Source organism: Streptomyces sp. NPDC096152 (genome assembly GCF_044763235.1).
Lineage (GTDB): Bacteria > Actinomycetota > Actinomycetes > Streptomycetales > Streptomycetaceae > Streptomyces.
Window position 1 is genome coordinate 483,743 of sequence record NZ_JBIWFW010000003.1, and the last position, 19,436, is coordinate 503,178.

The 19,436-nt window shown below is 73.5% G+C and carries 17 protein-coding genes; 9 read left to right on the forward strand and 8 right to left on the reverse strand.

Annotated elements, in window-relative coordinates; all coding sequences use genetic code 11:
• Positions 1–98: 98 nt before the first annotated feature.
• Together ACIQ9G_RS12415 and ACIQ9G_RS12420 are read right to left on the reverse strand one after the other, a co-directional pair.
• Entirely contained in the window at positions 99–1,271 is a 1,173-nt protein-coding gene (locus ACIQ9G_RS12415) for a diguanylate cyclase domain-containing protein (protein ID WP_403608428.1), read from the reverse strand.
• A 208-nt stretch (positions 1,272–1,479) separates the two neighbouring features.
• Positions 1,480–2,274, reverse strand: coding sequence for an enoyl-CoA hydratase/isomerase family protein (locus ACIQ9G_RS12420; protein WP_403608429.1), 795 nt, complete (start codon positions 2,272–2,274; stop codon positions 1,480–1,482).
• A gap of 290 nt (positions 2,275–2,564) precedes the next feature.
• On the opposite strand from ACIQ9G_RS12420, the gene ACIQ9G_RS12425 reads away from it, so the two are divergent.
• Positions 2,565–3,650, forward strand: coding sequence for a hypothetical protein (locus ACIQ9G_RS12425; protein WP_403608430.1), 1,086 nt, complete (start codon positions 2,565–2,567; stop codon positions 3,648–3,650).
• Between the two features lie 44 nt (positions 3,651–3,694).
• On the opposite strand, the gene ACIQ9G_RS12430 is transcribed toward ACIQ9G_RS12425, so the two are convergent.
• Positions 3,695–4,828, reverse strand: a complete 1,134-nt coding sequence (locus tag ACIQ9G_RS12430) for an adenylate/guanylate cyclase domain-containing protein (protein ID WP_403608431.1) — start codon at positions 4,826–4,828, stop codon at positions 3,695–3,697.
• 165 nt (positions 4,829–4,993) lie between these two features.
• The gene (locus tag ACIQ9G_RS12435; protein WP_403608432.1) at positions 4,994–5,860 is read right to left on the reverse strand and encodes a biotin--[acetyl-CoA-carboxylase] ligase; all 867 of its coding nucleotides are present in this window, start codon (positions 5,858–5,860) and stop codon (positions 4,994–4,996) included.
• Positions 5,861–5,971: 111 nt separating this feature from the next.
• Here ACIQ9G_RS12435 and ACIQ9G_RS12440 point away from each other — a divergent pair, with 111 nt between their 5' ends.
• Together ACIQ9G_RS12440 and ACIQ9G_RS12445 are read left to right on the forward strand one after the other, a co-directional pair.
• Positions 5,972–7,567 carry an acyl-CoA carboxylase subunit beta gene (locus ACIQ9G_RS12440; protein WP_392190900.1) on the forward strand — a complete coding sequence of 532 codons (1,596 nt, stop codon included), beginning with the start codon at positions 5,972–5,974 and terminating at the stop codon, positions 7,565–7,567.
• Between the two features lie 29 nt (positions 7,568–7,596).
• Complete coding sequence (locus ACIQ9G_RS12445; protein WP_403608433.1) at positions 7,597–7,806, forward strand: acyl-CoA carboxylase epsilon subunit; 210 nt, start codon at positions 7,597–7,599, stop codon at positions 7,804–7,806.
• Positions 7,807–7,816: 10 nt separating this feature from the next.
• Here the strand turns inward: ACIQ9G_RS12445 and ACIQ9G_RS12450 are convergent, their stop codons facing one another.
• Positions 7,817–8,947, reverse strand: coding sequence for an SGNH/GDSL hydrolase family protein (locus ACIQ9G_RS12450; protein WP_403608434.1), 1,131 nt, complete (start codon positions 8,945–8,947; stop codon positions 7,817–7,819).
• Positions 8,948–9,069: 122 nt separating this feature from the next.
• On the opposite strand from ACIQ9G_RS12450, the gene mmpB reads away from it, so the two are divergent.
• Both mmpB and ACIQ9G_RS12460 read left to right on the forward strand, forming a co-directional pair.
• Positions 9,070–9,198, forward strand: coding sequence for a morphogenic membrane protein MmpB (gene mmpB / locus ACIQ9G_RS12455; RefSeq protein ID WP_403608435.1), 129 nt, complete (start codon positions 9,070–9,072; stop codon positions 9,196–9,198).
• 55 nt (positions 9,199–9,253) lie between these two features.
• Entirely contained in the window at positions 9,254–9,874 is a 621-nt protein-coding gene (locus ACIQ9G_RS12460) for a Maf family protein (RefSeq protein ID WP_403608436.1), read from the forward strand.
• Positions 9,875–9,934: 60 nt separating this feature from the next.
• On the opposite strand, the gene ACIQ9G_RS12465 is transcribed toward ACIQ9G_RS12460, so the two are convergent.
• A complete protein-coding gene (locus ACIQ9G_RS12465) occupies positions 9,935–10,450 on the reverse strand; it encodes a hypothetical protein (RefSeq protein WP_403608437.1) in 516 nt (171 codons plus the stop codon).
• A gap of 382 nt (positions 10,451–10,832) precedes the next feature.
• On the opposite strand from ACIQ9G_RS12465, the gene ACIQ9G_RS12470 reads away from it, so the two are divergent.
• The gene (locus ACIQ9G_RS12470) at positions 10,833–12,605 is read left to right on the forward strand and encodes an acetyl/propionyl/methylcrotonyl-CoA carboxylase subunit alpha (protein WP_403608438.1); all 1,773 of its coding nucleotides are present in this window, start codon (positions 10,833–10,835) and stop codon (positions 12,603–12,605) included.
• A 300-nt stretch (positions 12,606–12,905) separates the two neighbouring features.
• Here the strand turns inward: ACIQ9G_RS12470 and ACIQ9G_RS12475 are convergent, their stop codons facing one another.
• Both ACIQ9G_RS12475 and ACIQ9G_RS12480 read right to left on the reverse strand, forming a co-directional pair.
• A complete protein-coding gene (locus ACIQ9G_RS12475) occupies positions 12,906–13,859 on the reverse strand; it encodes a DeoR/GlpR family DNA-binding transcription regulator (protein WP_403608439.1) in 954 nt (317 codons plus the stop codon).
• 167 nt (positions 13,860–14,026) lie between these two features.
• Entirely contained in the window at positions 14,027–15,475 is a 1,449-nt protein-coding gene (locus tag ACIQ9G_RS12480) for an NAD(P)H-quinone dehydrogenase (protein WP_403608440.1), read from the reverse strand.
• A gap of 104 nt (positions 15,476–15,579) precedes the next feature.
• On the opposite strand from ACIQ9G_RS12480, the gene ACIQ9G_RS12485 reads away from it, so the two are divergent.
• From ACIQ9G_RS12485 to ACIQ9G_RS12495, 3 genes are all read left to right on the forward strand, one after another.
• Positions 15,580–16,017 carry a gamma-glutamylcyclotransferase gene (locus ACIQ9G_RS12485; protein WP_403608441.1) on the forward strand — a complete coding sequence of 146 codons (438 nt, stop codon included), beginning with the start codon at positions 15,580–15,582 and terminating at the stop codon, positions 16,015–16,017.
• A gap of 156 nt (positions 16,018–16,173) precedes the next feature.
• Positions 16,174–16,998 carry a purine-nucleoside phosphorylase gene (locus tag ACIQ9G_RS12490; RefSeq protein WP_403608442.1) on the forward strand — a complete coding sequence of 275 codons (825 nt, stop codon included), beginning with the start codon at positions 16,174–16,176 and terminating at the stop codon, positions 16,996–16,998.
• A gap of 344 nt (positions 16,999–17,342) precedes the next feature.
• The gene (locus ACIQ9G_RS12495) at positions 17,343–18,974 is read left to right on the forward strand and encodes a phospho-sugar mutase (protein ID WP_403608443.1); all 1,632 of its coding nucleotides are present in this window, start codon (positions 17,343–17,345) and stop codon (positions 18,972–18,974) included.
• The last annotated feature ends 462 nt before the right edge of the window (positions 18,975–19,436 follow it).

The window sequence follows — 19,436 nt, forward strand, 5'->3', positions numbered from 1 at the left end:
TCCATATTCAGGAGCGTACGCAGTGAATGCTTGAATGTCACCAGTGGATCCGGTGAGCACCCCTTACTCGAAGGTAGGTCACGGCGCTCGAAGGCAGATCACGGCCGGCGGCCCCGGAAGCGCCGCCGCTCCGCGTGGACGCCCGGCCGTCCCTCGACGCCCCGGGCTCCCGGGGGCGCCTGGTCGGCGAGCCGGACGACCGGGTCGTCGGGACCCTCGCGTCCGGCCACCACCGGCCGGTCCGCGCGCAGCGCCTTCGCACGGTACTGGGCGGCGTCGGCGAGCCGGAACAGCCTGCGGGCCGAGGGCACCGGTCCGATCGCGTCCCCGGTCGACGCGACCCCGCAGGCCACCCCCTCGCCCAGCTCCAACTCGGCCGCCCGCCGGCACAGCTCCTCGGCCGCCTTGACCACCTCGTCGGCGGACGCCCCGGCCGCGACCAGGCAGAACTCGTCCCCGCCGAGCCGTGCCGCGAGAGCCCCGGGAACCATCGCCCCGCACAGCGACAGCACGGACCCGAACCGCTCCAGGAGCCGGTCGCCGACGGCGTGCCCGAGGGTGTCGTTGACCCGCTTGAGCCCGTTGAGGTCGCAGACGACGAGGCTGACGACGGTCCCGTCCCGGCGGTGCCGCTCGATCGCCTCGTCGAGGCGTACGTCGACGGCGCGGCGGTTGGCCAGACCCGTCAGCGGGTCGGTGAAGGCCAGCCTGCGGGCCTCCTCCACCTGTTCCGTCTGGGCGATCCCGGCGGCCACGACGGCGGCCAGCACCGTGGCGAAGTCGGCGTCGTCCCGGTCGAAGACGGGCGCGCCGGCCGAGCGGGCGACGTAGAGCTCGCCCCAGGCGCGGCCGTGCAGCACGATCGGCGCGACCACACAACAGCCGCGGCCGCGCCGCCGCAGGGCGGCGACCCGCTGGTGACAGTACCCGGCATCGCCCTGCGCGGGCCCGCCCGCGGTCTCCACCCAGGCGTTGGGCTCGCCGCCCGCGACCCACCGCTCGTGCAGGAACTCGGTGATCTCCGGGAACTGGTGCACGGGGTAGGTCTCGTCCTCGGGGAACTCCTCCTCCTGCGGCGCCCGGTCCCCCACGTTCACGAGGACCCGCAGCCGGCCGCGGCCCCGGTCCCACACCGAGAGCGCGGCGAAGCTCCCGGCCAGCGCCCGGCAGGCGCCGAGCGCCGCGGCCCGCCACGACTCCCGCGGGTCGTGCGCCGCGGCCATCCCCTGCGCCAGCCCCACCACGGCCGCCAGCCGCCTGTTCTCGCCCATTACCCCAGGTTAGGGATGTTTTACCCAAATGGGGACATCGGTGCGGCTGACAGCGGGCGCAGAGGGGGACCGGAGGTCGCGGCTCGAGGCCGCGTACCGGGGGTCGCGCCCCGCGGGCCGCACACCGTGCCCGTGCGCCCGGGGCGGCACGCCGGGGCCCACGCGCCGGGGGCGGCACACCGGGGCCGAGCGCGGGAACCCGCCCCTGCTACTCGCCGGGCCACCTCGCCGGGCGCTTCTCGTTGAAGGCCGCCACCCCTTCCGCCCGGTCCCCCGAGAACGCCACCGAACGCCACGCCGCGTCCTCGACCTCCAGACCGGCCCGCAGATCCAGCCCGTGCCCGAGCCGCAGCGCGCGCTTGGCGGCGCGCAGGCCGACCGGCGAGTTCGCCGCCATCCGGGAGGCCAGCTCCAGGGCCTCCTCCCGGTCCCGCCCCTGAGCCGCCAACTGGTCCACCAGCCCCAGCCCGTGCGCCTCCTCGGCCTCCAGTCGCCGGGCCGTGAAGATCAGCTCGGCCGCCCGCGCCGCGCCCACCCGCCGCGGCAGGAGCTGCGTACCGCCACCGCCCGGAATCACGCCCACGGAGACCTCGGGCAGCCCCACCACGGCCGTGGGGTCGGCCACGATCACGTCGCAGGACAGGGCCAGCTCGAAACCGCCGCCGAGCGCGAACCCGTGCACCGCGGCGATCGTCGGCATCGGCAGTTCCAGTACGCCGGTGTACGCCCCGCGCGCGACCGGCCGCTGCTTCATCAGGTCGGCGTCGGAGAAGGAGTTGCGCTCCTTCAGATCGGCCCCCACGCAGAACGCCCGCTCGTGCGACGAGCTCAGGACGACCACGCGGGCGTCGCGGTCGGCGGCCAGCGCGGCGCACGCCTCCGCGATCGACCGGGCCATCGCCGTCGACACGGCGTTCATGGCCTTGGGCCGGTCGAGGACGAGCTCCGCGACGTAATCGTGCCGCCGCACCAGCACGAACTCCCCGAACCGCTCCTCGCTCATGACACCCTCCCGGTTAACGCGTGTTAACAACATCCTCCCCGATCATCGCAGCCGCGCCCGCGCGGGGAAAGAGCCGACACCGGCCGGCCCGGGCGCGGGGCCCGCCGACAGGCTCTCCCCCTGTCTCCCTCGGGCCGCCCCCCGGCTTTCCCCCTGTCTCCCCGGGCCGCAACGCCCGTTTACCCGTTCGAGTGACATCTCGCCCAACTCCTACCGAAGCCTCACAGGAGCGCATAACGTGCCTCCGCCACGGCGCATCGGGGGCGCGAGCGCATCGGGGAGGGATCACGATGACGACGAACACGACGAACGCGCACACCACCGGACCGCAGCGGAAGACGACGGACACCGACGCGAGGGACGCTCACGCCCCGGACGCTGGGACGACGGACGCCGGGACGCCGGACGCCGAGGCGGGGGACGCTCACGCGCCGGGCACCCGGACGACGGACGCCGGGACGCCGGACCCCGGGACGGCCGACAGCGGGACGACGGCCACCGAGGCGACGGAGACCGAGGCGACGGACGCCGGGGCGGCGAAGGCCCGAGCGGCGGACGCGCCGGCCGAGGCGGCCGTGGAGGCCAAAGAGGCTGTAGAAGCCAAAGAGGCTGTGAAGGCCGAGGAGGCCGAGGAGGCCGAGGAGGCCGCGGCCCCCGCCACCACCGAGGACGGGGCTCGGGCGCCCGATTCCACCGCCCCCACCCCCGACCCCGCGGCCCCCACCGAAGACGTACTCCCCTGCGCCAGCCCCACCGTGTCCGGAGGCGGTGGTCTGCGGGTACTGCCCTGGAACCAGCGGGGCCGTGGGCGGCACCGCCGACCGCGCCCCCGCAAGGTGCTGCTCGCGGCCGGTGGGCTCGCACTGGCCGCCGGGGTGCTGAGCCTGGTCCGGCTGGCGCCCGAGTCCGGGGTCGGCGGCCTCGGCACCGCGGAGGCGGAACCCCACCACCCCGGGGCGGGCTACGGGGCGGGCCGGGCCACCGAGACCGCCGCCACGACCGGAACGGCCCCCACCGCCGGGCCCTCCGCGGCCTTCCCCCTCGTGAGCGCCGCGCCCACCACGGCCGCCTCCGGCACCGGCCCGAGACCGTCCATGTCACTGTCCCCCGCCGACGGAGCGCCCGCCCGGGCCTCGTCCGGGGCCCCGGCATCCGTCCCCACGACCATCCCCGAGAGCCCGAACCCGCCGGACGGCGGGCCGGCGCCCACCGACACCGCCGCCCCGCAGCCCACACCGCCCCCCACACCGACACCGACACCGACACCGACACCGACACGAAGCCACGGCTCGCACACCCCCGCGCCGAAGCACCCGGAGCTCTGCGTCCCGATCATCGGCCTGTGCGTGACCGGGCAGGGCGGGGCCGCCCGCTGACCGGCCGAACCCGGGGCAGCAGCCCGCCGGAAAACCGCCTGGGCCTAGGGCGCCGTACCCTCGTCCCGCCGCGTGAGCAGCCAGGGCTCCACCACGCCCAGACCACGCACCGGGCGCTGCCACATCGGCTGGAGCGCGAAGCGGTACGTCGGGGGCTCCTCGCCCTCCTTCTCCGCCGCGGCCGCGGCCTCGGCGGCCTCCGCCTCGGAGGCCGGGGCGTCACCGGTGCGGATCAGCTCCTCGGCGAAGGCGCTGTCGACGAGGACGGCGTCCCGTGGCGCTATCGAGGTGAGCCGGGAGGCGAGGTTGACGGTCGTACCGAAGACATCGCCCATCCGGGTGGTCACCGTGCCGAACGCCATGCCGACCCGCAGCTCGGGCATCGTCTCGTCGTTCGCCATGGTCTCCACCAGCAGCAGGGCGATGTCCGCGGCGGTGCCGGCGTCGTCGGCGGCGTAGAGCACCTCGTCGCCGAGGGTCTTGATCAGCCGCCCGCCGCGGGCCGCGACCAGGTCGGCGGCGGTCGTCTCGAAGGCCTCGACGAGCTCGCCGAGTTCCTCCTCCTCCATCCGGCGGGTCAGCCGGGTGAAGCCGACGAGGTCGGCGAAGCCCACCGCCAGGCGCCGGTCCACCATCTCCTCGTCGTCGGCGGTCTGCACGACCCGGCCGGCCGAGGCGGCGAGCTGCCGCCGCCAGACGTAGACGAGGAACTCCTCCAGCTCGGGCAGCAGCAGCTCGACGATCGGGTACGTCACCTCGGTGCGGGTCATCCCCGGCTCGGGCGGCTCGGTCAGGCCCTCCAGGAAGGAGTCGATCTGCCATTCGGCGAGGCGGGCGGTGGTCTGACCGGTGGAACGGGCCACCTGCACGGCCATGGCCTCGCTGAGCAGGCCCGCCTCGACCAGACCGGCGAGGCGGCGCAGGGCCAGCACGTCGGCCTCCGTCAGCGCCTTGGCCTGGCCGATGTCGGCGAAGCCCATGGCCCGCCAGAAGCGGGAGGCCAGCTCCATGGAGACACCGGCGCTGCGGGCTGCCTGAAAGGGGGTGTAGCGCCGCTCGGCGCCCAGAATGAGGCCTTCGAGACGCAGCGCGAGCGGATCCTCCTCGCCGGAGTCGGCGGCGTGCGGGTCCATCCGGTCGTCCGCGTCCGCGCCGGAGCCCGTGTCGTCGACGGTCACGCGTGCTGCCCTTCCGATCTGCCACGGTCAGGTTCGACCGGCCTCAACTCTACGGCAGGTGTGCGCCAGCTCACTCCGTCAGGGGCGCCGGCAGGTGAGCCGGCCCGGGAGCCGCCGGCCTCCGGCGCGGGGGCGTCCGCACCGCGCCGGACCGGCCGGCGGTGCTCACGCGGGCCGCAGGTGCACGATGTCGCCGGCCCCCACCGGCTCCTGCACCCCCTTCTCCGTGGCGAGGACGAGCCGTCCGTCGCCGTCCACCGCCACGGCCTCCCCGACGATCGTCCGGTCGCCCGGCAGTTCCGCGCGCACCATGCGGCCCAGGGTCGCGCAGTTCGCCGCGTACGCCTCCAGCAGGCCGCTCGCCACGGGGTCACCGTCGGCCGCCCGCCAGCGCCCGTACCAGTCCTCCAGCGACCGCAGCACCGCCCGCAGCAGCGGGTCCCGGTCCGTGCTCCGGGCGCCGGCCAGGGCCAGCGAGCCGGCCTGCGGCACCGGCAGCTCGTCCTTGCGCAGGGTGACGTTGATGCCGACGCCGACGACCACCGCCTCGCCCGCGGCCCGCTCCGCGAGGATCCCGCCCGTCTTGCGTTCCTCACCGCCGACGGTCACGAGGACGTCGTTGGGCCACTTGAGCGCCGTGTCCACGTCGGCCGCGCGCGCCAGCCCGGTCGCCACGGCGACGCCGGTGAGCAGCGGCAGCCAGCCCCAGCGGGCCAGGGGCACGCCGGCCGGCCTGAGCAGCACGGAGAAGAACAGGCCGGAGCGGGGCGGCGCGGTCCACTGCCGGTCCAGGCGGCCCCGCCCCGCGGTCTGCTCCTCTGCGACCAGCACGGCGCCCTCGGCGAGGCCGCCCCCGGCGGCACGGGCGACCAGGTCCGAGTTGGTGGACCCGGTGCGCTGCACCACCTCCACCTCGGACCACAGGCTCCCCTCCCGCACCAGCCCGTGACGCAACGCCATCGCGCTGAGGGGCGGGCGGTCCAGGTCGGACCACCGGCTGCTGTTGTCGTCTGATGCATCTCGCGGCGTCATGCAAGCCACCCTAGGTGTGGTAAACGCCGCACTGCCGAACCACGAACCCCCCACTACGCTACGGATGAGTAACCGTCCCCCCTTTTGAGCAGGCAGGGAGCCGCGATCCCGATGTCCGAGGCGGAAGAGATCGACATTCACACGACCGCGGGCAAGCTCGCGGATCTGCAGCGCCGAATTCACGAGGCGACGCACGCCGGCTCCGAGCGCGCCGTCGAAAAGCAGCACGCCAAGGGCAAGCTGACGGCCCGTGAGCGCATCGAGCTGCTCCTCGACGAGGGCTCCTTCGTCGAGCTGGACGAATTCGCCCGCCACCGCTCCACCAACTTCGGGCTGGAGAAGAACCGCCCCTACGGGGACGGCGTCGTCACCGGGTACGGCACGGTCGACGGCCGCCCGGTCGCCGTCTTCTCGCAGGACTTCACCGTCTTCGGCGGGGCCCTCGGCGAGGTCTACGGGCAGAAGATCGTCAAGGTGATGGACTTCGCCCTGAAGACCGGCTGCCCGGTCATCGGGATCAACGACTCCGGTGGCGCCCGGATCCAGGAGGGCGTCGCCTCGCTCGGCGCCTACGGCGAGATCTTCCGCCGCAACACCCACGCCTCCGGTGTGATCCCGCAGATCTCGCTGGTCGTCGGGCCCTGCGCGGGCGGCGCGGTCTACTCCCCCGCGATCACCGACTTCACGGTCATGGTCGACCAGACCTCGCACATGTTCATCACCGGCCCGGACGTCATCAAGACGGTCACCGGCGAGGACGTCGGCTTCGAGGAGCTGGGCGGCGCCCGCACCCACAACTCGGCGTCGGGCGTGGCCCATCACATGGCGGGCGACGAGAAGGACGCCATCGAGTACGTCAAGCAGCTGCTGTCGTACCTGCCGTCCAACAACCTCAGCGAGCCCCCGGTCTTCCCGGAGGAGGCCGACCTCTCGGCCACCGCCGAGGACCTGGAGCTGGACACGCTGGTCCCGGACAGCGCGAACCAGCCGTACGACATCCGCACCGTGATCGAACACGTCATGGACGACGCCGAGTTCTTCGAGACGCAGGCGCTGTTCGCGCCGAACATCGTCACCGGGTTCGGACGGGTGGAGGGCCACCCGGTCGGCATCGTCGCCAACCAGCCGATGCAGTTCGCCGGCTGCCTGGACATCGACGCGTCGGAGAAGGCCGCGCGCTTCGTGCGCACCTGCGACGCCTTCAACGTCCCCGTGCTGACCTTCGTCGACGTGCCCGGCTTCCTTCCGGGCGTCGACCAGGAGCACACCGGCATCATCCGGCGCGGCGCCAAGCTGATCTTCGCCTACGCCGAGGCGACCGTCCCGCTGATCACGGTGATCACCCGCAAGGCGTTCGGCGGCGCGTACGACGTCATGGGCTCCAAGCACCTCGGCGCCGACCTCAACCTGGCGTGGCCCACCGCCCAGATCGCCGTCATGGGCGCACAGGGCGCGGTCAACATCCTGCACCGGCGCACCCTCGCCGAGGCAGAGGCCGGCGGCGAGGACCTCGAGGCCGTGCGCGCCCGGCTGATCCAGGAGTACGAGGACGCCCTCCTCAACCCCTACGTCGCGGCGGAGCGCGGCTACGTCGACGCGGTGATCATGCCGTCCGACACCCGCGCCCACATCGTGCGCGGCCTGCGTCAGCTGCGCACGAAGCGGGAATCCCTGCCTCCGAAGAAGCACGGCAACATCCCTCTCTAGGCCGCGGATCCCCGACGACGGGAGCAGACATGACGATCAGGGTCGTACGAGGCAATCCGACCCCGGAGGAGCTGGCCGCCGCTCTGGCGGTGGTCCGGGCGCGCGCCGCGGCGGCGGCCGCCACGCCGTCCGGCGCGCCCGGCCCGCGGGACTCCTGGGCCGACCCGGCCCGCATCGCCGCCCACCGGAACCTCCAGCCGGGGGCGTCGGCCTGGGCCCGGACCTACTGGCCCGGCTGACGGGCGGGATTCACAGCACCGCCGCGACGGCTTCGGCCATCACCGCGTACCCGGCGTCGTCCGGGTGCAGGTGGTCGCCGAAGTCGTACGCCGGGTGCAGCCGGTCCGGGTCCTCCGGATCGGCCAGCACGCGGTTCAGGTCGACGACCGCGTCGTACTCGCCCGAGCACCTGATCCACTCGTCGAGCTCGTGGCTCACCTTCGCCGCGTGCTCCCCCCAGTGGTCGGAGCCGGCGAACGGCAGCAGGGTCGCGCCGATCACCCGCAGGCCCGCCCGGCGTGCCTGCCGGATCAACTCCAGATGGCCGTCGATCAGTTCCGCGGCCTCCACCACCGGGGCCGGTTTGTAGGTCGGCTGCTCGCCGGTCTCGCTGAAGCCGATGTCGTTCAGGCCGAGCAGCACGACCAGCGTGTCCACGCCCGGATGGGCGAGGACGTCCCGGGCCAGCCGGCGGACGCCCTTCTCGCCGTACCACGCCGAGTCGTTGAGCAGCAGGTTCCCGCCGATCCCGGCGTTGAGCACCGGGCGTCCGGTGCGCCGGGCGAGCGCGTCCGGCCAGCGGCGGTCGGCGCCCGGGGTCGAGCCGAAGCCGTCGGTGAGCGAGTCGCCGAACAGGGCGATGCCGTCCGTACGGCCCGCGTCGGTCTCGACGGCCGACAGGACGTACCACGATTCGGTCACCGCGTCGAAGCCGTCGCCGGTCGCGTCGTCCAGCAGGTCCCCCGCGCCCCGGTGGCTCGTGGTGAAGGCCTGGGCGTGGAAGGTGGCGGGGCCGGTGGCCGCCTCGAAGTACAGGGTGACCGACAGGGTGTCGCCCGCCGCGAGGGCGAGCGGGGCCGGGTCGCTGACGAGCTGCCCGCGCGCCGGCACTTCCGCCCCGGCCGCGCCGCCGAACGTCAGCCGGCGCGACGAGCCCGGCTCGACGGCGGCCCCGGCGGCCGTGCGGCCGACCGCCGCGCCCGCGACGCGCAGCGGCGAGGTGCCGTAGGCATTCGACAGCCGGACGCGGACCCGGCCGCCGCCCGCGGTCAGCCGGACGTTCTGCCGTACGGACTGGCGCCAGAAGCCCTCCCGGGACCAGTTGGGGGTGAAGCCTTCGCTGGGGAGCTGGGGGGACGCGGTCCAGGCGGTGGTGAACACGGCGCGCTTCCTCTCGTCGAGGCGGGCTGTTAATGGAACCACAGTACCTTTAAGCCGGAGCGCGTGAAGTTGAGTACGGGTACTCAGGCGCCGGAGCCCGTCACCGCCGGACGATCGAGGGCATGCTGTGGTCCGACCCCGAGAACGAACCGCCCGAGGAACTGCGCGAGATGCAGGAGATGCTGCGGCGGCTGGGCGTTCTCATGGCGCTGGCCATGGTGCTCGCGATGATCGTGATCGGAGTGCGCTGAGGCCCGCGGTCCCGCTCGCGCACCCCCGGGGACCGGATCCCCGTACGCTGACCGCATGACAGATCAGCCGCGCCGCCGACTCGTGCTCGCCTCCCAGTCCCCCGCCCGGCTCGGACTGCTCCGCCAGGCCGGTCTCGATCCCGAGGTGATCGTGAGCGGCGTCGACGAGGACGCGATCACCGCACCCACGCCCGCCGAGCTGGCGCTCGCGCTCGCCGAGGCCAAGGCCTCGGTGGTGGCGGCCCGGCCCGAGGTGCAGGGCGCCCTGGTGATCGGCTGCGACTCGGTGCTCGACCTCGACGGCCAGGCACTCGGCAAGCCCGCCGACGCCGAGGAGGCCACCGCCCGCTGGAAGGCGATGCGCGGGCGGGCCGGGACGCTCCAGACCGGGCACTGCGTCTGGGACACGACGACCGAGCGGTACGCCTCCGCCACCGCCTCCACCGTCGTCCGCTTCGGCGAGCCGACGGACGAGGAGATCGCCGCGTACGTCGCCTCGGGCGAGCCGCTCCATGTCGCCGGCGCCTTCACCCTCGACGGCCGCTCGGGCCCGTTCATCGACGGCATCGACGGCGACCACGGCAACGTCATCGGCATCAGCCTGCCCCTGGTCCGGCGCCTGCTGGCCAAACTGGGCGTCGGGATCACCGACTTGTGGGCACCGTCGGCCGAGTGAGGCTCCCGCCGCGAGGCGACGGGGGCGTCACGGGGTGATCAGGAACGCCGGCGGTCGGCGCTACGCCGGAGGGGCGACCGGAGCGGGACCGGCACCGGCCGGACCGCTCGCGTCCCGGGGGCCGTCCCCGCCGGGACCGTCCGCTCCCTCAGGTCCGCCGTCCCGGGCGGCAGCGGCAGGGCCCTCCTCACGGTCGTACGTCATCAGCAGCAGCACGATGAGCCCGAGCACGACCACCATGAACAGGAACGCGCTCCAGCCCACCAGGCCCCACGCGACCGCGCCCAGCAGCCCGTGCACCACCGCCGCGCTGATCAGCAGAACGCGGCCGAGGCCGGCGGGCCGGCGGCCGCGCAGCGCCACGATCAGCGCGACGACCCCGCACAGGGCGAAGTAGAGACCGAAGACGACCCCGCCGGCCTTCGACGACGTCGACATCATGTCCGGGTCGAGGCCGGCCAGGGACATCTTCTGCCGGTCGACGACCATCCCGAGGAACCAGTTCAGCGCCGCCACGCCGAACGCCTCGGCGAAGAGCACGACCGCCACGATCCACGCCACCGGTCTGCGCACCACCGGTCCCACCCACTTCCCACTGCCGCTCCTCGACTCCGCGAGAGCGCCTGTTACCCCAGGTACGTTCACGACAGCGCGAACGCTACTGACAGGTAAAGCGAGGGACAAGGGTTCTGCGGGCGGCAAAGAATCATTGGGCCATTCGTAGGGACTCCACAAAGAAACGAAGTGGGCCGCAGCACGCCCTCACAGAGACCTTGACCACATCGGAAGGCTAGGGTTTCCCGCAGGAGTCCTGCGTACGGCGACGCGACAAGGGATTTCGCGGGTCGAGCGAGCCTCGAGTGACGCTCCGTGTGGGCAAGCTCACCATTGGGGACGGGTCGAAGTGCCGTGTCGGCAGTCCCTAAACTCGGCTTGTTTCAAGGAGGGAGCCTCAATCGTGCGCAAGGTGCTCATCGCCAACCGTGGCGAAATCGCTGTCCGCGTGGCCCGGGCCTGCCGGGACGCCGGGATCGCGAGCGTGGCCGTCTACGCCGACCCGGACCGGGACGCTCTGCATGTCCGCGCCGCGGATGAGGCGTTCGCCCTGGGCGGTGACACCCCGGCCACCAGCTATCTCGACATCGGGAAGGTGCTGAAGGCCGCGAAGGAGTCGGGGGCGGACGCGATCCACCCCGGGTACGGCTTTCTCTCGGAGAACGCCGAATTCGCGCAGGCGGTGCTGGACGCGGACCTGATCTGGATCGGCCCGCCCCCGCAGGCCATCCGCGACCTCGGCGACAAGGTCGCCGCCCGGCACATCGCCCAGCGCGCCGGCGCGCCGCTGGTGGCCGGTACGCCCGACCCGGTGAGCGGTGCCGACGAGGTGGTCGCGTTCGCCGAGCAGCACGGCCTGCCCATCGCCATCAAGGCCGCCTTCGGCGGCGGCGGCCGCGGCCTGAAGGTCGCCCGCACTCTCGAAGAGGTCCCCGAGCTCTACGACTCGGCCGTACGCGAGGCGGTGGCCGCCTTCGGCCGCGGCGAGTGCTTCGTCGAGCGCTACCTGGACCGCCCCCGTCACGTCGAGACCCAGTGCCTCGCCGACCAGCACGGCAACGTGGTCGTGGTCTCCACGCGTGACTGCTCGCTGCAGCGCCGCCACCAGAAGCTCGTCGAGGAGGCCCCGGCGCCGTTCCTGTCCGACGAGCAGGTCGCCGAGCTGTACCGCGCCTCCAAGGCGATCCTGAAGGAGGCCGGCTACGTCGGCGCCGGCACCTGCGAGTTCCTGGTCGGCCAGGACGGCACGATCTCCTTCCTGGAGGTCAACACCCGTCTCCAGGTGGAGCACCCGGTCACCGAGGAGGTCGCCGGCATCGACCTGGTGCGCGAGATGTTCCGCATCGCCGACGGCGAGGAGCTCGGCTACGACGACCCGGTGCTGCGCGGCCACTCGTTCGAGTTCCGCATCAACGGCGAGGACCCGGGGCGCAACTTCCTCCCGGCCCCGGGCACGGTCACCACGTTCGCCCCGCCGGCCGGCCCCGGTGTGCGCCTGGACGCGGGCGTGGAGTCCGGCTCGGTCATCGGCCCGGCGTGGGACTCCCTGCTGGCCAAGCTGATCGTGACCGGCCGTACCCGCAAGGAGGCCCTGGAGCGGGCCGCCCGCGCGCTGGAGGAGTTCCAGGTCGAGGGCATGGCCACCGCCATCCCGTTCCACCGCAAGGCGGTCACCGACCCCGCCTTCGCGCCGGAACTGACCGGCTCCACCGACCCGTTCACGGTCCACACCCGCTGGATCGAGACCGAGTTCGTCAACGACATCAAGCCCTTCACCGCGCCGGCCGAGGCCGAGGCGGACGAGGAGTCGGGCCGCGAGACGGTCGTGGTCGAGGTCGGCGGCAAGCGCCTGGAGGTCTCCCTCCCCACCTCGCTGGGCATGTCCCTGGCCCGCACCGGCCTCGCGGCGGGCGCCAAGCCCAAGCGCCGCGCGGCCCGCAAGTCCGGCCCCGTGGCCTCCGGCGACACCCTCGCCTCCCCGATGCAGGGCACCATCGTCAAGGTCGCCGTCGAGGAGGGCCAGGAGGTCAAGGAGGGCGACCTGGTCGTCGTCCTGGAGGCCATGAAGATGGAGCAGCCGCTCAACGCGCACAAGTCGGGCACCATCAAGGGCCTGGGTGCCGAGGTCGGCGCGTCCGTCACCTCCGGCGCCGCGATCTGCGAGATCAAGGACTGAGCCGTACGACGTTCCGGGGCGCCCGGCGGACCACAGCACGACGGTCCGCCGGGCGCCCCGTTTCCGTACCGGCCCCGTTTCCGTACCGGCCCCGCTTCCATACCGGTCCTGCTTCCGCACCGGGAGGCCTTCCGCACCGGGAGGCCTTCGGCGCCCGCCGCGGGCGTCCCTCGGCACCCACCGGCCCCTGAGGACCCGCAGGCGGCGCTCCGAGACGCACCGGCGACGTCCTGAGCGGCTCGCCGGCAACGCACCGAGCACGGGCCGGAGACGCCACCTGAGCGCCGGCCGGCGGGGCCCTCAGCGCCTGCGCAGGTCCGCGACCCGTGCCCGCTCCGTGCCCGGCGACTGGTCGCCGCCGAGGGGCGCCGAGCGCAGCCCCGGTCCGGGCACCTGGCCGCGGCGCGGCCCCGGAAGCGGGACGTCCCGGCGCCGGTCGCGGGCCGGGGTCGGATCACCCCCCGGACTTCCCGACGCGCCGGCCACGGCGATCTGCACCCCCTGGTCTGCCAGGGCCTGCAGCTCGGTGGCCGCACGGTCGTCGTGCGCCGGGGGCTCGTCGGTCACCAGGCGGGTGATCAGATCGGTCGGCACGGTCTGGAACATCGTGTCCGTACCGAGCTTGGTGTGGTCGGAGAGGACCACGACCTCCGCGGCCGCCTGGACCAGGGCCCGGTCCACGGAGGCCGAGAGCATGTTGGACGTGGACAGCCCGCGCTCGGCGGTCAGACCGCTGCCCGACAGGAAGGCCTTGGAGACGCGGAGCCCCTGGAGCGACTGCTCGGCCCCGGAGCCGACGAGGGCGTAGTTGGATCCGCGGAGCGTGCCCCCGGTCATGACCACCTCCACCCGGTTGGCATGGGCGAGCGCCTGGGCGACCAGGAGGGAGTTGGTGACGACGGTCAGGCCGGGGACCCGCGCGAGCCGGCGCGCCAGCTCCTGCGTGGTCGTCCCCGCTCCGACGACGATCGCCTCGCCCTCTTCGACGAGGCCCGCGGCGAGGTCGGCGATGGCCGTCTTCTCCGCGGTCGCGAGATGCGACTTCTGGGGAAAGCCGGACTCCCGGGTGAATCCGCCCGGGAGTACCGCACCGCCGTGCCGGCGGTCGAGGAGTCCTTCTGCCTCCAGCGCCCGCACGTCCCGCCGTACGGTCACTTCGGAGGTCTGGACGACACGGGCGAGTTCACGGAGCGACACGGCACCGTTCGCTCGCACCATTTCGAGGATCAATTGGCGACGTTCAGCAGCGAACACGAAACTGACAGTAACCCCAGCGACCGTCTGCTTTCAGCAGTTTGCGGTGAATAGCAGAAGTTGTTCGCACGGCACAGCGCGAGGTGGTATAGAGGCCTAGCCCTGTCGCCTATGCCGAACGCATGGTCGGCAACTCCCCGTGACCAGCGGGGAGTCGGTTTCGGCCGTCAGAGCTCGGCGCCCGCCTTGCGCGTGTGCAGCTGCCGCGCCACCTCGGCGATCGACCCCGAAAGGGAGGGGTACACGGTGAACGCGTTCGCGATCTGTTCGACCGTCAGATTGTTGTCGACGGCGATCGAGATGGGGTGGATGAGTTCCGAGGCGCGCGGCGCCACGACGACACCGCCGACCACGATCCCGGTCCCCGGCCGGCAGAAGATCTTGACGAAGCCGTCCCGGATGCCCTGCATCTTGGCGCGCGGGTTGCGCAGCAGCGGCAGCTTGACGCAGCGGGCGTCGATCTTGCCGGCGTCCACGTCGGCCTGGGTGTAGCCGACGGTGGCGATCTCGGGGTCGGTGAAGACGTTCGAGGAGACCGTCTTCAGGTTCAGCGGGGCCACCGCGTCGCCGAGGAAGTGGTACACGGCGATACGTCCCTGCATGGCGGCGACGGACGCCAGGGCGAAGACACCGGTCACGTCGCCGGCCGCGTAGACACCCGGAGCCGTCGTCCGCGACACCTTGTCGGTCCAGATGTGACCGGACTCGCGCACCCGGACGCCGGCCTCCTCCAGCCCCAGCCCGGCGCTGTTGGGGATGGCGCCGACCGCCATGAGGCAGTGCGAACCGGAGATGACCCGTCCGTCGGCCAGCGTCACCTCGACCCGGTCCCCGACCCGCTTGGCGGACTGGGCACGGGAGCGGGCCATGACGTTCATGCCGCGGCGGCGGAAGACGTCCTCCAGCACGGCGGCGGCGTCCGGGTCCTCACCCGGCAGCACGCGGTCGCGCGAGGACACGAGGGTGACCTTGGACCCGAGCGCCTGGTAGGCGCCGGCGAACTCGGCACCGGTGACACCGGAGCCGACCACGATCAGCTCCTCGGGCAGCTCGGTGAGGTCGTAGACCTGGGTCCAGTTCAGGATGCGCTCGCCGTCGGGCTGGGCGTCGGGCAGCTCGCGCGGGTGACCGCCGGTCGCGATCAGCACCGCGTCCGCGACGAGCGTCTCCTCGGTGCCGTCGGCGGCGGTGACGACGACCTTCCGGGACCCGTCGAGGGCCTGCATGCCCTCCAGCCGCCCGCGCCCGCGCATGACCCGGGCGCCGGCGCGCGTCACGGAGGCGGTGATGTCGTGCGACTGCGCGAGCGCGAGCCGCTTGACCCTTCGGTTGACCTTGCCGAGGTCCACGCCGACCACCCGGGCGGCCTGCTCCAGCGGCGGGGTGTCGTCCGCGACGATGATCCCCAGCTCTTCGTACGACGAGTCGAAGGTGGTCATCACCTCGGCCGTCGCGATGAGCGTCTTCGACGGCACGCAGTCGGTCAGCACCGACGCTCCGCCCAGACCGTCGCAGTCGACGACGGTCACCTCCGCGCCGAGCTGCGCGGCCACCAGCGCCGCTTCGTATCCGCCGGGTCCGCCACCGATGATCACGATCCGAGTCACGTACTCCATTGTCCCGCACGTTCGAGGTGCTCCTCCCCCGGGGGCGGAGCCGGGCCCGTTCCGTTACCTCTGAGACGGACGAGACGCCCGTGGGCCTGCCGTACGCTCGACCCATGTCGCTATACGCCGCGTACGCCGGCAATCTCGACGCGCGGCTGATGACCCGCCGCGCACCCCACTCCCCGCTGCGCGCCACCGGCTGGCTGAACGGCTGGCGGCTGACCTTCGGCGGCGAGCACATGGGCTGGGAGGGTGCGCTGGCGACGGTCGTCGAGGACCCGCTGTCCCAGGTCTTCGTCGCGCTCTACGACGTCGCCCCCATGGACGAGGACTCCCTCGACCGCTGGGAGGGCACCGGCCTCGGCGTCTACCGGCGCACCCGCGTCCGCGTCCACACCCTGGACGGCGAGGAGTCCGCCTGGACGTACGTCCTCAACGCCTACGAGGGCGGCCTGCCGTCGGCGCGCTACCTGGGCGAGGTCGCCGACGCGGCCGAGTCCGCAGGCGCCCCGCACGACTACGTGATGGAGCTGCGCAAGAGGCCGTGCTGAGCAGTCCGGGACCGGCCGCCGATCCTCACCGGCGCGGGCCGGCCCGGCGGGGACCGCGCCGGTTCCACCGTTGGTCGGAAACGACAAGACAACGATCGCCATCCCGTGACCTCCGTCATCTACGCGCGTAGGCCGATACCGGCTACTCTCGTCCGCGTGAACGCATCTCTTCTTCCGGACGACCTCCAGGGCGACCCCCACGCCGCCGCCGACGCCGCCGCCGCGCGCCTGCGCGAACTCACGGGCACCGAGACCCATGACGTCGCCCTCGTGATGGGCTCCGGCTGGGCTCCGGCCGTCGACGCCCTGGGCGCTCCCGACGCCGAGTTCCAGGTCACCGAGCTGCCCGGCTTCCCGCCCCCGGCGGTCGCCGGCCACGGCGGCAAGATCCGCTCGTACACCATCGGGAACAAGCGCGCCCTGGTCTTCCTCGGCCGCACCCACTACTACGAGGGCCGCGGGGTCGCCGCCGTCGCGCACGGCGTGCGCACCGCCGTCGCCGCCGGCTGCAAGACCGTCGTGCTGACCAACGGCTGCGGTGGTCTGCGCGAGGGGATGCGTCCCGGCCAGCCGGTGCTGATCAGCGACCACATCAACCTCACGGCGACCTCGCCGATCGTCGGCGCCAACTTCGTCGACCTGACCGACCTCTACTCCCCGCGCCTGCGCGCCCTGTGCAAGGAGGTCGACCCCACGCTGGAGGAAGGCGTCTACGCGCAGTTCCCCGGCCCGCACTACGAGACGCCGGCAGAGATCCGCATGGCCCGCGTGATCGGCGCGGACCTCGTGGGCATGTCCACGGTCCTGGAGGCGATCGCCGCCCGTGAGGCGGGCGCCGAGGTGCTCGGCATCTCCCTGGTGACCAACCTCGCCGCCGGCATGACCGGCGAGCCGCTGAACCACGAGGAGGTCCTCCAGGCCGGCCGCGACTCCGCGACTCGCATGGGCTCCCTCCTGACCCAGGTCCTCGGCCGCCTGTAGGACACCCGCAACGGGCCGCCACCCGGCCACGGGGCCCCGCCGCCCAGGCCGTTTCCCCTGCCACTGTGGCGGGGACGGCCGCCCGACGACGGGAGCGGGCCGTGGGGGTGCGTCACAGCCCGCCGCGTACGGGGTTCTCCGCGCAGGCGAGCCGTGGCAGCGGGCAGCCGTACGTCCGAAGGTGGCGGCCTCGACGCACCCCCACGGCCCCGACCCCCGACGCACGCGGGGCACACGCCCCGACCCACACCGCACGCCCACAACGCACCCGGGCGCACCAAGCGCCCCGGGGCCCAGGCCCCAGGGCCCCGGGCCCCACGACGAACACGAGAGGCTGACCGAACGTGCACGACGACCTCATCGCACGGGCCAAGGCGTGGCTGGCCGAGGACCCCGACGCGGACACCCGTGAGGAACTCGCCCGGCTCATCGACGCCGAGGACGTCAAGGAGCTCGCCGCGCGCTTCGCCGGCACTCTCCAGTTCGGCACCGCCGGCCTGCGCGGCGAACTCGGCGCCGGCCCCCTGCGCATGAACCGCGCCGTCGTCATCCGCGCCGCCGCCGGCCTCGCCGCGTACCTGCGGAAGCAGGGCCACGCCGACGGCCTCGTCGTCATCGGCTACGACGCCCGCCACAAGTCCGCCGACTTCGCCCGCGACACCGCCGCCGTGATGACCGGCGCGGGCCTGCGAGCCGCCGTACTGCCCCGCCCCCTCCCCACCCCCGTCCTCGCCTTCGCCATCCGGCACCTCGGCGCGGTCGCCGGCGTGGAGGTCACCGCCAGCCACAACCCGCCCCGCGACAACGGGTACAAGGTCTACCTGGGCGACGGCTCCCAGATCGTCCCACCGGCCGACGCGGAGATCGCCGCCGAGATCGCCGCGATCCGCAGCCTGCACGACGTCCCCCGCCCGGACTCCGGGTGGGAGACCCTCGACGACGGCGTCCTCGACGCCTATCTAGCCCGCACGGACGCCGTCCTCTCCCCCGGCTCCCCGCGCACCGCCCGCACCGTCTACACGGCGATGCACGGCGTCGGCCGTGACGTCCTGCTCGCCGCGTTCGCCCGCGCCGGCTTCCCGGCCCCGGAGCTCGTCGCCGAGCAGGCCGACCCCGACCCGGACTTCCCGACGGTCGCCTTCCCCAACCCGGAGGAGCCGGGCGCGATGGACCTGTCCTTCGCCAAGGCCCGCGCCACCGATCCCGACCTGGTCATCGCCAACGACCCGGACGCCGACCGCTGCGCGGTGGCGGTCAGGGACGGTGCCGACTGGCGGATGCTGCGCGGCGACGAGGTCGGCGCGCTCCTCGCCGCCCACCTGGTCGACCGCGGCGTCACCGGCACCTTCGCGGAGTCGATCGTCTCCTCCTCCCTCCTCGGCCGGATCGCCGAGAAGGCGGGCCTGCCGTACGAGGAGACCCTCACCGGCTTCAAGTGGATCGCCCGCGTCGAGGGCCTGCGCTACGGCTACGAGGAGGCCCTCGGCTACTGCGTCGACCCCGAGGGCGTACGGGACAAGGACGGCATCACCGCCGCGCTGCTGATCACCGAACTGGCCTCGCGGCTCAAGGAGGAGGGCCGCACGCTCCTCGACCTCCTCGACGACCTCGCCGTGGCCCACGGCCTGCACGCCACCGACCAGCTCTCGGTGCGCGTCGAGGACCTCTCGCTCATCGCCGACGCGATGCGCCGCCTGCGCGAGCAGCCTCCGACGGAACTCGCGGGCCTGCCCATCACCCGGTCCGAGGACCTCACCCGGGGCACGGACCGGCTGCCGCCCACGGACGGCCTGCGCTACACCCTCGACGGCGCCCGCGTCGTCGTGCGCCCCAGCGGCACGGAGCCGAAGCTGAAGTGCTACCTGGAGGTGGTGGTCCCGGTGGCCGCGCACACCGACCTCCCGGCGGCCCGCACCAGGGCGGCGGACCTGCTGACGACGATCAAGCGGGACCTGTCGACAGCGGCGGGCATCTGACCCCGGGCCCCGCACGGGCCGGTGGCGGAATCGCCCCCCACGGCACCGGCCCGCTCGCCCTGGACCGACGAGGCGGAGCCCCGGACCGGCCGGCCCTCTGCCCCGGACCGGACGGGTGCCCCGGCCCGGCGGGGCGGCTGCCCCGGCCGACGAGGTGGTGCTCCGGCCGACTGCCCGCACGGCCGACTGCCCCGGATCGGCAGGCCGGTTTGCCCCGGACCGGCAGGTCGGCCCCCGAGGGCCGACGGATCGGCTGCCTGAACCAGCGGACCGGCTGCCCAGAGCCGGGCGGGGCGGCTGCCCCAGACCGATGGGTCGGCTACCCCGAACCCGGACCCGGACCCGGACCCGGACCGACGAGACGGTGCCCCGAGCCATCAGTTCGGCTACCCCGGACCGGCAGGTCGGCCCCCGAGGGCCGACGGGCCGTCTGCCCGGACCGGCGGGGCAGATGCCCAGGAC